Below are 13,454 nucleotides of genomic sequence, written 5' to 3'. Positions count from 1 at the left end.
GTTGGGTGTGTGGGGCTCGGGGGGGCGGTCGGCCTCACCCCCCTCGCTCCACCTCCTTCCCCCTCCTCTCCCCCGCCGTTGGGGCGCGGCTCGGCAGAGTCAGCCATCGTGAACTACCTGATTTCCTCGTCTCGCGTGAATCTGCCGAACCGGCAGGCCGCCCGGGGCCTACTTCGCGGCGTTGACGATCGCGGCGGACATGTCCGCCGCGGCCTGGTCGACCGTCACCTTGCCGGTCAGCGCGGCGGTCGCGTTGTCCTGGATCGCCTTCGAAATCTGGCTGTAGTACGGCGTCACCGGGCGCGGCTGCGCGTTCTCCAGCGCCGCCTTCAGCGCGGGCAGGTACGGGTACTTCGCGATCAGCGCCGGATCGTCGTACACCGAGGCCAGGACCGGCGGGAACGAGGCGTCAGCGAACGACATCTGGTTCTCCGGGTTCTGGATGAACGCGACGAAGTCCCGCGCGGTGGCCTTGCTCTTCGAGAAGACGTTGATGCCGTCGTTGTAGCCGCCGAGGGTGGAGGCACCGGCGCCTGCCGGGCCGACGATCGGGGCGACGGCGACCTTGCCCTGCACCGCGGACCCGTCCTTCTCCGCGTTGGTGTACATGTACGGCCAGTTGTATGCGTACAGCGACTCGCCGCCGACGAACGCGAGGTTGGTCTCCTCCTCGGTGAACGAGGTGGACCGCTTCGCGATCTGCCCTGCGGTGTACGCGTCGACCATCGCCTGCAGACCGGCCTTCGACTCCGGCGACTCGACCTCGGGGGTCTTACCGTCGTCGGCGACGACCGAGCCGCCCCACGAGTTGATGAACTGGGTGCTGTTGACGGTCAGGCCCTCGTACTGCTTGAGCTGGGTGACCAGGCAGTCGACGGACTTCTCGGTCGCGACGGCGCAGCTGTCGGTGAGCGCCTTCCAGTCCGCGGGGGCGGCGGGCACCAGGTCGGTGCGGTAGTACAGCAGCTGGGCGTTGGTGTTCTGCGGCGCGGCGAACAGGGTGCCGCGGTAGGTGGCGCTGTCGACGGTCGCGGGCAGCAGCGCCGCCGTATCGATTGCCAGCTCGCCCTCCAGCGGCTGCAGCCAGCCGTTCGCGGCGAACTCCGCGGTCCAGGTGACGTCGAGTGCCATCACGTCGTAGTCGGCGTTGCCCGCCTGCAGGGACTGCACCAGCTGGTTGCGCTGGTCGTCGGCCTCACCCGCGAGTTCCTTGAGGGTGACCTGCTCGTCGGGGTGCGCGGCGTTCCACTTCTCGATCACCGGCTGCAGCTTGTCGACGTCGTTCTTGCCCATCGCGAACGTGATCGCGCCGCGGCCGTCGAGGTTCTGGCCGACGGCCTCGTCGACGCTGCCGCCGCCGCTCGACCCGTTGTCACTGGAACAGCCGGCGAGCGCGAGCAGCAGGGCGGCCGATGCCGCCACCGCGATCCGCGACCGCGTGTTGAAAGAACGCATGGTCCACCTTTCGAAAGGGACGTGTCTCCGGCCTCGGGCCGGGGCGTGTGTCGTCGCCTACTGTGGCACGACACGCGGGCGATTTCGGCGATTACCCCCGCACTGGATCGGTGCGGTCACCCGAGCCGTCGGCCGTCGGCGACGGAGAACAGGTGGATCTCGGCCGGGTCGAGATGCAACCGCACCCGGGCGCCCGGCCGCGGCGGCCGCCGCCAGTCCGCGCGGGCGACGATGGTCTGGCTCGCCCCCGCCCCGGCCGCGCGACCGTAGACGTAGGCGTCGGACCCGAGTTCCTCGACCACGTCGACCTCCATCTCGACGCCGGTGTCGGTGCCGCCGTCGGTCGGCTCCAGGTGTTCGGGCCGGACCCCGAGGATCACCTCGGCGGCGCGGGCCCGACCGAGGGTGTCGCGGGGCACCGGCACCACGATCTCCCCGAACCGGACGCCGCCGTCGGCGACGGGCAGGGTGAACAGGTTCATCGACGGCGACCCCATGAACCCGGCGACGAAGACGTTCGCCGGCCGGGAGTACAGCTCCCGCGGCGAGGCGCACTGCTGCAGCACCCCGTCCTTGAGGACCGCGACCCGATCGCCCATCGTCATCGCCTCCACCTGGTCGTGGGTGACGTAGACGGTGGTGGTGCCGAGACGACGCTGCAGCTGCGCGATCTGGGTGCGGGTCTGCACCCGGAGCTTCGCGTCGAGGTTGGACAGCGGCTCGTCCATCAGGAACACCTGCGGTTGCCGGACGATCGCCCGACCCATCGCGACCCGCTGCCGCTGGCCACCGGAGAGGGCCTTCGGCTTGCGGTCCAGGTACGGCTCGAGGTCGAGCATCGTCGCCGCCTCCTTGACGCGGCGCGCGATCTCGTCCTTCGGGGTCTTCGCCAGCTTGAGCGCGAAGCCCATGTTCTCCGCGACCGACATGTGCGGGTACAGGGCGTAGTTCTGGAACACCATCGCGATGTCCCGGTCCTTCGGTTCCGCGCCGGTGACGTCCCGGTCGCCGATCAAGATCCGCCCGGAGTGCACGTCCTCGAGGCCGGCGAGCATCCGCAGCGAGGTGGACTTGCCGCAGCCGGACGGCCCGACCAGGACGAGGAACTCGCCGTCCGCGATGTCGAGTTGCAGGCGGTCCACGGCCGGAGTGTCGGAGCCGGGGAACAGGCAGGTGGTCGAGTCGTAGGTGACTGTCGCCATCGGGTGCGTCGTTCCCTTCACCGGCGGCGTACGCGCCGGACGATCCATGGTCGTGGTGCTGCGCCGGACAGTATCGCAGGGCAGCGCCGCGGCGCAGTCGGTCCCGTGCGCGGGGTTCACGCGGGACGTTCCGCGACGGACAATGGACATGGCCGGATCGGCCCGCGGGCGCGGGCCGCAGCACAGGAGGCAACGACCATGAAACCGGACCTCGACGCCCCCGCGGACACCCGGGTAATGGGGATCGTCCACTCCGCCCTTCGGCGGGACCTGCTCCGCCTGCAGATTGTTCTCGGTTCCGGACCTCCGGACGACGATCGCCGCGTCGAGTTGGCCGATCACGCGCTGTGGATGATGGAGTTCCTGCGACACCACCACGAGGGGGAGGACACCGTCCTCTACCCGAGGGTCGTCGAGCACAACCCCGAGTCGGCGGACCTGGTCGCCCAGATGCAGCGCGATCACGCCCTCATCGATCCGGCGATCGACGACGTGGACGCGGCCGCGCGCGACCTCCGCGACGGTGTCCCGGGGGCGCAGGACGTCCTGGAGGCGGCCCTCACCCGGCTGTCGGCGGTGCTGCTCCCGCACCTGGACCGCGAGGAACGTCAGATGATGCCGGTCGTGTCGGCCAGCATCACCGACGGCGAGTGGCGCGCGTGGGACGACGAATGCAACATCAAGCCCAAGTCGATCCGGCAACTGGGCCGGGAGGGGGTGTGGATCCTCGACGGGTTGGACGCGGTGGGCAGCGACCACCTCGTCCACCTGGTCGGTCCGGTGCCGCGCTTTGTGATGCTGCACGTGCTCGGGCCGCACAACCGGCACCACTTCGCGGACCTGTGGAAGGGCACCGCCGCCGCGGACGTTCCGTCGCAACAGCTTTCAGCGGAAGGCTGAGCAACGATCGGTCGGACTCAGGGCGCGGCGGGCACCAGCCGCACGAACGGGATCAGCCGTCCCGCTGCGGCGAAGTCAGCGGGCGTGCCGTCCACCTCGAACCCCATCAGCCGGCACAGCGCCCGCCCCGCGCGGGGATGGCGGGTCGCATAGCGCGCCATCAGGTCGGCGCCGGTGTCCGGGTCGATCGTCGCCGCGTGCACCGCGAGGGTGCGGCGGCCGACCTGGATGGTGGTGTCCGGGGCGGCGAGCAGATTGCGATACCAATCCGACCCCTTCCCGAATCCCGATGCGATGACGTAGCTGCCGTCCGGGGAGTGCTCGACCACCTCGAGCACCACCTCACGGGGCAGTCCGCTCTTCCTGCCGCGGTGGTGCAGCAGCAGGAATCGGCCGCCGAGCAGCCACCCCAGGCGGGCGCGATACAGCCGGATCGGGGTTCGGAACAGCAGCCTGCGGACACCGGTCGGGGGCCCGGGTTGCGCGACGACCTTCATGGCTGCACCTCTTCCTGGGTTGGACACGAACCACCATCGACGGTAGACCGCAGCGACCCCTGCGGCAGGTGACGCGCGGGGCTACCGTGAGAGGTCCCCGGAGTTCACCGTCCAGCCGCGGTCCTCACCCCCAGGAGTGCCCATGCCCCGACCCGTCCGCATCGGTGTCCAACTCCAACCCCAGCACGCCCCGGAGTATCAGCTGCTCCGGGATGCGGTGCTCCGGGCCGAGGACCTCGGCGTGGACATCGTCTTCACCTGGGATCACTTCTATCCCCTCACCGGCGACCCCGGCGGTGCGCACTTCGAATGCTGGACGATGCTCGGCGCGTGGGCCGAGCAGACCGAGCGGGTCGAGATCGGGGCGCTCGTCTCGGGCGGCGGCTACCGCAACCCGGACCTGCTCGCCGACATGGCCCGCACCGTCGACCACATCAGCCGCGGCAGGCTGATCCTCGGCATCGGCGGCGGCTGGTTCGAACGGGACTACACCGAGTACGGCTACGACTTCGGCACCGCGGGCAGCCGCCTGCGGCTGCTCGGGGAGTACCTGGCCCGGATCCGGGCCCGCATCGGGAAGCTGAATCCCGCCCCGACACGCCACATTCCGGTCCTGATCGGGGGCGGCGGGGAACGCAAGACGCTGCGGCTGGTCGCCGAGTACGCCGACATCTGGCACAGCTTCGCCGACCTCGACGCGCTGCGGCACAAGTCGCGGGTGCTCGCCGGGCATGCGGGCGACGTCGGGCGGGACGCCGAACACATCGAACGGTCCGTCCCGTGGCCGGGTGCCGACGAGGCCCAGGCCTTCGTCGACGCGGGCGTCACCCTGTTCACGGTCGGGACCGGCGGCCCCGGCTACGACCTGAGCGTCGTCGCGGAGGCCGTGCGCTGGCGCGACGACCGGTTTCCGCAGGCTCTCGCCGGGCTGGCGTGAGCGCCGCGCCCCGAAGCCGAGCAACGTGAGGCGCGACCCGGTGCCCGTCGACCGACTCGAAGCGGACCTGCGCAGCGCCATCGCGGGCGAGGTGGACTTCTCCGCCCGGCGTCGCGCCGAATACTCCACCGACGCCTCGAACTACCGCGTGGTCCCGCGCGGGGTGGTCGCCCCCCGCGACGCCGCGGACGTGCTCGCGGTCCGCGAGATCTGCGCGGCCCACCGGATCCCGCTGACCGGCCGGGGCGCGGGCACCTCCGTCGCCGGGAACGCGATCGGGCCTGGGCTGGTGCTCGACTTCAGTCGCCACATGAACGGGATCCTCGACGTCGACCCGGTGGCCCGCACCGCCCGCGTGCAGCCGGGCGTCGTCCTGGCTCGGCTCGCGGCGGCCGCCGCCCCGCACGGCCTCCGGTTCGGGCCCGACCCGTCCACCCACACCCGGTGCACGGTCGGTGGAACGTTGGGCAACAACGCCTGCGGCCCCCACGCCCTCGCCTACGGCCGGACCTCCGACAATGTCGTCGAGATGGACTGGCTGACCGGTGACGGCCGCCGGTTCGTCGCGGCCGATGACCCGTCCGTCGTCGACGGGCTGGACCGGTTCACCACGGCCAACCTCGCGGTGTTGCGCACCGAGCTGGGCCGGTTCTCCCGGCAGGTGTCCGGATACTCGCTCGAGCACCTGCTGCCCGAGCGCGGGCACCACCTGGCCCGCGCGTTGGTCGGCACCGAGGGCACCTGCGGCCTCGCGCTGGAGGCGACGGTGCGGCTGCACCCCGCCTCGGCGGCACCCGCCCTGGCGGTGCTCGGCTACGACAGCATGCCCGATGCCGCCGACGACGTGCCGAACCTGTTGCCGTTCAAGCCGCTTGCGATGGAGGGCATGGATTCCCGGCTGGTGGACGTGGTGCGCCGCGTGCACGGCAACGGCGCGGTCCCTGCGCTGCCGCGTGGCCGCGGCTGGTTGTTCGTCGAGATGGCGGGCGACACCGTGGCGGACGGGCTGGACGCGGGACGCCTGCTGATCGCGGCGAGCAACGCCGTCGACGCGGCGGTGCTCCCCCCGGGCCCGGACGCCGCGCGGCTGTGGAAGATCCGCGCCGACGGCGCCGGGCTCGCCGGTCGCACCGCGTCGGGCGGTCAGGCGTGGCCCGGCTGGGAGGATGCCGCGGTCCCGCCGGAACGGCTCGGCCGGTACCTGCGCGAGTTCGACGACCTGATGACCGATCACGGCGTCGAGGGGCTCGTCTACGGGCACTTCGGGGACGGGTGCGTGCACGTGCGGATCGACCTGCCGCTCGAGGACCGTCCGGAGGAGATGCGGCCGTTCATCCGGGCCGCCTCGCATCTCGTCCTCGGGCACGGCGGGTCGCCGTCCGGGGAGCACGGCGATGGCCGCGCCCGCGGCGAGCTGCTCGCCGACATGTACTCCCCGGCAGCGCTGGCGGCGTTCCGCGCGTTCAAGGCCCTGTTCGACCCCGACAATCTGTGCAACCCCGGCGTCATCGTCGACCCGGAACCGTTCGACCACAACCTGCGCAGGCCAGCGGCACTTCCCCTGCCCGCGACGGGCGGGTTCGGGTTCACATCCGACGGGGGTGACCTGTCGAGGGCGGTGCACCGCTGCGTCGGTGTCGGGAAGTGCCGCGCCGACGACGGGTTCATGTGCCCGTCGTACCGGGCCACCCGCGACGAGAAGGACTCCACCCGCGGCCGCGCCCGGGTGCTGCAGGACATGGCGAACGGCAGCCTGATCCGCGGCTGGAACGCCACCGAGGTCCGCGACTCGCTGGACCTGTGCCTGTCCTGCAAGGCGTGCGGCAGCGAGTGCCCGACCGGCATCGACATGGCCAGCTACAAGTCCGAGACCCTGTACCGCGCATACCGGGGCAGGGTCCGGCCGATCAGCCACTACACGCTGGGCCGGCTGCCGACCTGGGCGAGACTGGCGTCACCGGTCGCGGCCCTGGTCAACGCCGCGACCCGGCGCCGGGCGGTCGCGAGGCCGATGCTGGCGCTGGCGGGCGTCGACACCCGCCGGTCGATGGTCGAGCTCGCCCGCCGCCGGTTCACGGCGTCGACGGCCGACCCTCGCCGAGACGGCCCAGCTCCCCTTGGTTCCATTGTGCTGTGGTCGGATTCGTTCACCGAGTACTTCCGTCCCGGACCCGGACACGCGGCCGTCCGGCTGCTTGAGGACGCGGGCTACGGCGTCGAGATCGCCGCTCCCGGCGCCTGCTGCGGACTGACACTGATCACCACCGGGCAGCTCGACGCCGCGAAACGCAGGCTGCGGGATACCGTGCACCGGCTCGGCGGCCACGTCGCGGCGGGCCGGGCCATCGTCGGGGTGGAACCGTCGTGCACCGCGGTGCTGCGGTCGGACCTGACCGAACTGCTGCCCGGCGACCCGCGGGCCGCCGCCGTGGCGGAATCGGTCCGCACCCTCGGCGAGCTGCTCGACGCCGCGATGCGGGCCGGTTGGCGCCCGCCCCGCCTGGACGGGCTGCCGGTGGTCGTGCAGCCGCACTGCCATCAGCACGCGGTGATGGGCTACGACGCCGACCTCCGGGTCCTGCGCGCCGCGGGCGCGGACGTCGTCACCGTGGCGGGCTGCTGCGGGCTGGCCGGCAACTTCGGCATGGAGAAGGGTCACTACGAGATTTCCGTCCGCATCGCCGAAGCGGGTGTCCTGCAGCAGATCCGGGACCACCCCGGCGCGACGGTGCTGGCCGACGGATTTTCCTGCAGTACTCAGATCCGGGACCTCGCCGGGATCCGCAGCCTGCACCTGGCCGAACTGCTGGACGGCGCGGGCGGGTCGGACGCTGCCACCCGGTGAGACGGCGCCGATGCGATTAGGCTCACGCCATGACCCGATCGGTCAGGCTGTGGGTACTCGCGCTGCTGATGGTGCTGGTGGCGGGGGCCGTCACCGCGTGCGGCGCGGGATCGGGTGGCTCGACCACCGACCTGTGCTCGCCGCCCGGGGTCGGTGCGGCTGCGGCGGCCCCGACGAACCTGGACGCCGCTGCCGCCGCGGCGGGGGAGGACCGGTACACCACCGCGACGACGACGCCCCTCGACCGGATCGACACCGCCGCGCTTGGGCTGATCGTGCCGGGAACGATCAGCGTCGGGACCCTCTCCGACGCGCCGCCGAGCATCTGCGTCAACTCCGCGGGCACCTTCACCGGTTTCGACAACGAGCTGCTGCGGGCGATCGCCGCGAAGCTCGGCCTGCAGATCCAGTTCTCGGGCACCGAATTCGCCGGTCTGCTCTCCCAGGTCGCGAACCGCCGGTTCGACGTCGGCTCGTCGTCGATCACCACCACCGACGACCGCCGCAGGACCGTCGGCTTCACCAACGGCTACGATTTCGGCTACTTCTCCCTGGTCGCCCCGAACGGCGGGCCGGTCCGATCGTTCTCGGACCTGAACGCGGGCACCAGGATCGGGGTGGTGCAGGGCACCGTGCAGGACGACTACGTCGTCAACACGCTGAAGCTGGACCCGGTGAAATTCCCGGATTACAACACCGCGTACGCGAACCTCAAGTCCGGGCAGATCGACGCCTGGGTGGCCCCGTCGCAGCAGGCGGAGGGCGCGATCAAACCCGGCGACGCCACCTCGATCGTGCAGAACACCTTCAGCCTCAACAACTTCGTCGGGTGGGCGGTGGCGCCGGGCAACCAGCCCCTGATCGACGCGCTGAACTCCGGCCTCGATGCAGTCATCGCCGACGGCACCTGGTCGCGGCTGTACTCGGAGTGGGTGCCGCGTCAGCTGCCGCCCGGATGGAAGCCCGGCAGTCGGGCAGCACCGGAGCCGGTGCTGCCCGACTTCGCGGCGTTGGCCGCCGAACACGCGCAGGATCCCGCCGCCGAGCAGACCGCCCCGAAATCGACGGCCGCGCAGCTCCGGGACACGTTCTTCAACTGGGAGTTGTACCGCAAGGCGATCCCCGACCTGCTCACGACCGGGCTCCCGAACACGGTGATCCTCGCCCTCACCTCCGGCATCGTCGGCACCATCCTCGGGATGCTGCTCGCGATGGCAGGCATCTCCCGGACCCGGTGGCTGCGGTGGCCTGCCCGCGTCTACACCGACGTCTTCCGCGGCCTGCCCGCGGTGGTGATCATCCTGATCGTCGGTCTCGGGGTCGGCCCCCTGGTCAAGAACCTCACCGGGAACAACCCCTACTGGCTCGGCGCCGCGGCGCTGGCGCTGCTGGCCGCCGCCTACATCGGGGAGATCTTCCGGTCCGGGATCCAGAGCGTCGAACCGGGACAGATGGAGGCCGCGCGGGCCATCGGATTCGGCTACCGCAGGGCGATGACCCTGGTGGTGATCCCGCAGGGGGTGCGCCGGGTGCTGCCCGCGTTGATGAACCAGTTCATCGCGCTGATCAAGGACTCGTCACTGATCTACTTCCTCGGCCTGCTCGCCACCCAGCGGGAACTGTTCGCCGTCGGCCGGGATCTGAACGCGCAGACCGGGAACCTGTCGCCGCTCGTCGCGGCCGGCCTGTTCTACCTGGTGTTGACGATTCCGCTCACGCACCTGGTGAACCACATCGACAAGCGGCTGCGAACCGGGAAGGCCGACACCTCCGGCACCCTCGACGAGCTCGACCAGGCGATCGTCGTGGAGAGGGGATAGGACGTTGACCGCACCCACCGCCGACACCCGCTCCGGATCCCTGACCGGGACCGGACTGCACCTCGCGTTCGGCAGCAACAAGATCCTGCGCGGCGTGGACGTCCATGTCGACGCCGGGGCAACCACGTCGGTCATCGGCCCGTCCGGGTCCGGGAAGTCGACGCTGCTGCGGGTGCTCAACCGGCTCCACGAACCCGACGCCGGCGACATCCTCCTCGACGGCCGCTCGGTGCTGCGCGACGACCCCGACGCGCTGCGGCAGCGGATCGGCATGGTGTTCCAACAGTTCAACCTGTTCCCGCACCGCACCGTCGCCGACAACGTCGCCCTCGGACCCAGGAAGCTGCGGGGCCTGACCAGGGACGCGGCGCGCGAACTGGCCCTCGAACAGCTCGACCTCGTCGGGCTGCGCGCGAAGGCGGATTCGCGGCCGGCGAACCTGTCCGGTGGGCAGCAGCAGCGGGTCGCGATCGCGCGGGCGCTGGCGATGCGGCCGGAGATCATGTTCTTCGACGAGGCCACCTCCGCACTCGACCCCGAACTCGTCAAGGGGGTCCTCGCGCTGATGAGCGACCTGGCCGCGGGCGGCATGTCGATGATCGTCGTCACCCACGAAATGGGTTTCGCGCGAACGGTGTCCGATACCGTCCTGTTCATGGACGGCGGCGTCGCGGTGGAGACGGGTGCACCCGACGCACTGTTCGACGATCCGCAGACCGAACGGCTGCAGAACTTCCTCTCGCAGGTGCTGTAACCGCGGTCCCCGGCAGTCGGACCCACGTTGGGTGCGCGTTCACCCGGACGTTCCCATTCCATTACTTGCGCCTTCTACGGTCGCCGGGTCGTCGCCCTTCTGCCAGGAGTACCTGTGAAGCTCAAGCCCCTTGCCCTTTTCGTGACTCACGACGGCCAGTCCTCGCGGTCGAACGTGACCTGCCGCTACAAGTGCGGCGACGCCTGTTCCCACGACGTGCCCAACACCTCGGGCGGCGAGTATTTCGGCGACATCGTGCGCACCGTCCTGTCGCGGCGCGGGGCACTCAAGGCGGGCGCGACCACCGTCCTTGCGGTCGGGGCGGGTGGTGTCCTCGCCGGGTGCTCGAACGACGCGACGGCGCAGACCGGTTCGCTGGGCGGTGGCTCACTCGAAGGCGGCAGCTCCGCGCCGGGAATGGGGTTCGCCCCGGTCGCGCCGAACACCCTCGACGAGGTCGTCGTCCCCGCCGGATACGAGCAGGCCGTCGTCATCCGCTGGGGTGACCCGGTGCTGCCGGACGCGCCCGCCTTCGACTTCGCGAACCAGACTGCCGCGGCACAGGAGCGGCAGTTCGGCTTCAACAACGACTTCGCCGGCCTGCTCCCGATCCCCGGGGAGCCGCTCGCCTACCTGCTCGTCGTCAATCACGAGTACAGCACCGAGCCGTTCATGTTCCACGGCTACGACCCCGAGAACCCGACCGACGAGCAGATCCGGATCGGGCTCGCCGCGCACGGCCTGTCGGTCGTCAAGGTCCGCGGCGACTTTCAGTCCGGCCGTCTCACCCCGGAATTCGGCCCGCAGAACCGCCGCATCACCGCGACCACCGAATTCCACGTCACCGGTCCGGCGGCCGGCTCGGCACTGCTCAGGACGTCCGCCGACCCGACCGGAACCAAGGTCCTCGGCACCCTGAACAACTGCGCGGGCGGGCTCACCCCGTGGGGCACCGTGCTGTCCGGCGAGGAGAACTTCAACCAGTATTTCGCGAACGCCGCACAGGTCACCGACGCCACCGCGGCCGCGCGCCTCAAGCGGTACGGCCTGTCCGGCGACGCCAGCGAACGCAAGTGGGAACGCCTCGACCACCGCTTCGACCTCACGCAGGAACCCAACGAGGCCAACCGGTTCGGCTATGTCGTCGAGGTCAACCCGTGGGATCCGGCGTCGACGCCGATCAAGCACACCGCCCTAGGACGGTTCAAGCACGAGGCGGCGACCATCCACGTCACCGGTGACGGCACCGTCGTCGCGTACAGCGGCGACGACGAGCGGTTCGACTACATGTACAAGTTTGTCTCCAGCCGCAAGATGGTGCCCGGCGGCGGACAGGCCAGCATGCGGCACAACCTGACGATCCTCGATGCGGGCACCCTGTACGTCGCGAAGCTCAGCGGTGACTCACCCGACGAGGTCGACGGTTCTGGGAAGCTGCCGTCCGACGGCCGGTTCTCCGGCAAGGGAGAGTGGATCCCGATCCTGCGCACCGGGGAGGACGGCCGCGGCGAGTCCCTCGTCGACGACATGTCGGCCGAGGAAGTGGCGGTCTTCACCCGGATCGCCGGGGACAAGGTCGGCGCAACCAAGATGGACCGGCCCGAGGACTTCGAGCCCAACCCGAAGACCGGCAAGGTGTACGTCGCCCTGACGAACAACAGCCAGCGCGGCACCGACGGGAAGGCGCAGGCGGACGAGGCGAACCCGCGCAGCAACAACAAGAACGGCCAGGTGCTCGAGATCGAGGACGACCACGCGGGCACCGACTTCGTGTGGAACCTGCTGCTGGTGTGTGGTGACCCGGCCGCCGCCGACACCTACTTCGGCGGCTTCGACAAGACACAGGTCAGCCCGATCTCCTGCCCGGACAACCTGGCGTTCGACCCGCACGGCAACCTGTGGATCTCCACCGACGGCAACGCACTCAAGTCGAACGATGGCCTGTTCGCGGTCGCGTTGGAGGGGGAGCGGCGCGGCGAGACCAAGCAGTTCCTCACCGTCCCGAAGGGCGGCGAAACGTGCGGCCCCATCGTCGACGGCCGGCGGGTCGTGTTGTGTGTGCAGCATCCTGGCGAGGTCGACGGAGCAAGCGCCGACAGGCCTCAGTCACACTGGCCCGACGGCGGCGCCGCGCAGCCGCGACCGTCCGTGGTCGCCGTGTGGCGCGGCGCGGGCGGCGCGGTCGGGTCGTAGCGCACCTGAGTTACGAGCCGAACGGGTTCGAGAACCGGTTGATGTCGCCGAGGCCGCCGCCGTAGATGTTCAGGTCGATCGCGGCGTTGACGCCGGGAATGCGGCCGGAGTCGGTGTACTGCCAGAACGTCCAGTGCGACCACCCGCCGGGCAGCGGTCCCGGCTGGTTCTTGCCGTTGTAGTCGGCGATCCACAGCGGATAGTGCGAGAACTCGGTGGTGTTCGCCATCGCGGTCCGCCAGAAGTGCGGGTACGTGTAGATGATCGGCTTGTCCCCGGTGAGCGACTCGACCGCCCTCAGGTAGCGGCGGGTCCAGTCGATCACCGCGGCCGGCGGCAGCCCCTTGGCGTCCTCGAGGTCCAGCACCGGCGGAAGGCCGCCGCTGACCACCGGGAACGCGGTTGCCGCGAAGAACGCGGCCTGCGCCTCCGGGGACGCCCGGACGTCGGCGTAGTGGTAGGCGCCGCGGACCATGCCCGCGAGCCGCATCCCGATCCCGTCCTGCACGAAGTACGGGTTGACGTAGTTCAGGCCCTCGGTGGCCTTGACCATCGCGAACTGATGCCCCGACGCGCGGACGGCGAACCAATCGATGCCCGCGCCGCCCGGGTGCTGCCAGGACGCGACGTCCGGCCCCTTGACGGGTCCGGCGGCCGCCACCCCGGGCAGGCCCATCGCAAGCGCCCCCGCCACCACCAGTGGCGCGAACCGGATGACATGTCGGATACGACGGGCAGGTCGGATACGACCACGGCGCGGCGACGTCATGGCACGACCCTAGACCGATACCCGAACCGTGATGTGGCGGCCGACACAATCGTTATCGCCTGTTCGAACGCGGCCCGCCCAG

The 13,454-nt window shown here is 70.6% G+C and carries 10 protein-coding genes; 6 read left to right on the top strand and 4 right to left on the bottom strand.

The genetic code is table 11. The features are described 5' to 3' along the window. Positions 1 to 168: 168 nt before the first annotated feature. Together ACWF62_RS11525 and ACWF62_RS11520 are read right to left on the bottom strand one after the other, a co-directional pair. Positions 169 to 1,455 carry an ABC transporter substrate-binding protein gene (locus tag ACWF62_RS11525; RefSeq protein WP_378571386.1) on the bottom strand — a complete coding sequence of 429 codons (1,287 nt, stop codon included), beginning with the start codon at positions 1,453 to 1,455 and terminating at the stop codon, positions 169 to 171. A gap of 116 nt (positions 1,456 to 1,571) precedes the next feature. Beyond that, on the bottom strand, positions 1,572 to 2,657 hold the full coding sequence (locus ACWF62_RS11520) for an ABC transporter ATP-binding protein (RefSeq protein WP_378508617.1): 1,086 nt from the start codon (positions 2,655 to 2,657) through the stop codon (positions 1,572 to 1,574). A gap of 198 nt (positions 2,658 to 2,855) precedes the next feature. Between ACWF62_RS11520 and ACWF62_RS11515 the strand changes: the two genes are divergently transcribed. Then, positions 2,856 to 3,557 (top strand): hemerythrin domain-containing protein, encoded by a 702-nt coding sequence (locus ACWF62_RS11515; protein WP_452630115.1) that lies wholly within the window; start codon positions 2,856 to 2,858, stop codon positions 3,555 to 3,557. Between the two features lie 17 nt (positions 3,558 to 3,574). Here ACWF62_RS11515 and ACWF62_RS11510 read toward each other — a convergent pair whose 3' ends face one another. Next, complete coding sequence (locus tag ACWF62_RS11510) at positions 3,575 to 4,054, bottom strand: nitroreductase family deazaflavin-dependent oxidoreductase (RefSeq protein ID WP_378508629.1); 480 nt, start codon at positions 4,052 to 4,054, stop codon at positions 3,575 to 3,577. A gap of 142 nt (positions 4,055 to 4,196) precedes the next feature. Here ACWF62_RS11510 and ACWF62_RS11505 point away from each other — a divergent pair, with 142 nt between their 5' ends. The 5 genes from ACWF62_RS11505 (at position 4,197) to ACWF62_RS11485 (ending at position 12,603) form a co-directional block, all read left to right on the top strand. After that, positions 4,197 to 4,991, top strand: a complete 795-nt coding sequence (locus ACWF62_RS11505) for an LLM class F420-dependent oxidoreductase (RefSeq protein WP_452630114.1) — start codon at positions 4,197 to 4,199, stop codon at positions 4,989 to 4,991. 40 nt (positions 4,992 to 5,031) lie between these two features. Then, positions 5,032 to 7,836, top strand: coding sequence for an FAD-binding and (Fe-S)-binding domain-containing protein (locus ACWF62_RS11500; protein ID WP_452630112.1), 2,805 nt, complete (start codon positions 5,032 to 5,034; stop codon positions 7,834 to 7,836). A 29-nt stretch (positions 7,837 to 7,865) separates the two neighbouring features. Further along, positions 7,866 to 9,656, top strand: a complete 1,791-nt coding sequence (locus ACWF62_RS11495) for an ABC transporter substrate-binding protein/permease (RefSeq protein ID WP_378508632.1) — start codon at positions 7,866 to 7,868, stop codon at positions 9,654 to 9,656. A 4-nt stretch (positions 9,657 to 9,660) separates the two neighbouring features. Next, entirely contained in the window at positions 9,661 to 10,410 is a 750-nt protein-coding gene (locus tag ACWF62_RS11490) for an amino acid ABC transporter ATP-binding protein (protein ID WP_378571375.1), read from the top strand. A 114-nt stretch (positions 10,411 to 10,524) separates the two neighbouring features. Further along, entirely contained in the window at positions 10,525 to 12,603 is a 2,079-nt protein-coding gene (locus ACWF62_RS11485) for a PhoX family protein (protein ID WP_452630111.1), read from the top strand. A 10-nt stretch (positions 12,604 to 12,613) separates the two neighbouring features. On the opposite strand, the gene ACWF62_RS11480 is transcribed toward ACWF62_RS11485, so the two are convergent. Next, positions 12,614 to 13,372, bottom strand: a complete 759-nt coding sequence (locus ACWF62_RS11480) for a glycoside hydrolase family 25 protein (protein WP_378571371.1) — start codon at positions 13,370 to 13,372, stop codon at positions 12,614 to 12,616. Positions 13,373 to 13,454: the final 82 nt, after the last annotated feature.

Source organism: Rhodococcus sp. NPDC054953 (genome assembly GCF_053609225.1).
Note: the sequence above shows the minus strand (reverse complement) of the source record. Positions and strands in the feature narration are given on the sequence as shown.

Bases quoted from the DNA above. Each gene is read 5' to 3' on its own strand.
- ACWF62_RS11525 (WP_378571386.1), bottom strand. From the start codon at position 1,455: ATGCGTTCTTTCAACACGCGGTCGCGGATCGCGGTGGCGGCATCGGCC.
- ACWF62_RS11520 (WP_378508617.1), bottom strand. From the start codon at position 2,657: ATGGCGACAGTCACCTACGACTCGACCACCTGCCTGTTCCCCGGCTCC.
- ACWF62_RS11515 (WP_452630115.1), top strand. From the start codon at position 2,856: ATGAAACCGGACCTCGACGCCCCCGCGGACACCCGGGTAATGGGGATC.
- ACWF62_RS11510 (WP_378508629.1), bottom strand. From the start codon at position 4,054: ATGAAGGTCGTCGCGCAACCCGGGCCCCCGACCGGTGTCCGCAGGCTG.
- ACWF62_RS11505 (WP_452630114.1), top strand. From the start codon at position 4,197: ATGCCCCGACCCGTCCGCATCGGTGTCCAACTCCAACCCCAGCACGCC.
- ACWF62_RS11495 (WP_378508632.1), top strand. From the start codon at position 7,866: ATGACCCGATCGGTCAGGCTGTGGGTACTCGCGCTGCTGATGGTGCTG.
- ACWF62_RS11480 (WP_378571371.1), bottom strand. From the start codon at position 13,372: ATGACGTCGCCGCGCCGTGGTCGTATCCGACCTGCCCGTCGTATCCGA.